This is a genomic window from Rheinheimera gaetbuli (assembly GCF_054781935.1).
In genome coordinates, this window is sequence record NZ_BAAGTL010000035.1 from 1 (window position 1) to 631 (window position 631).

A 631-nucleotide genomic window follows, 5' to 3' on the forward strand; every position below is an offset into this window, starting at 1 on the left:
CTGAGTTACCGGCATTATCCTCTGGCGCAAATCCAGCAGGAGACAGGGTTGGAGTTCAGTGAAGTGCTGTTTAACTACACCCACTTCCATGTCTATGACCAGCTGATAGATACGACATCCGCAGAGGGTGAGCAGCAGGAGACGTTGCTGGATTCAAGTGTATTTGAGCAGACTAACTATCACTTCACTGTCGATATGCAACGAGGTAATGGAGACAGCGGACTGGGGCTCTCCTTTAGTTACAATGCAGCCTTGTTTGATGATGGATTTATAGCGCGTATTACGGCGTACTTCCTGCGAGCCTGCGACAGTTTGCTGGCTGAATCCGGACGCTTGACCGACAGCGGGCAGCAAGCTGTTGAGCGGGCATTTGGAAAGACATTGATGCCAGCTCAGGAATTGGATTATCTGCTACACCAGGTAAACGACACACGAAGGGAGTACCCGCAGGAGAGTTGTATTCAAACCCTGTTTGAAGAGCAGGTGGCACAGGAGCCGAACAGGCAGGCAGTCGTGTTTGAAGGCAGGAGCCTGAGTTATGGCGAACTGAACAGGAAAGCGAATGAACTGGCGCATTACTTAATTACTGAAAAGCAGGTACAGCCGGACACGCTGGTGGGTATTTACCTGC

Annotated in this window: 1 protein-coding gene; it reads left to right on the forward strand. The window is 50.9% G+C overall.

All coding sequences use genetic code 11. From position 1 onward, the window contains the following. On the forward strand, positions 1 to 631 hold a 631-nt coding region (locus ACYVIC_RS19630; RefSeq protein ID WP_460862687.1), incomplete at both ends, for an AMP-binding protein.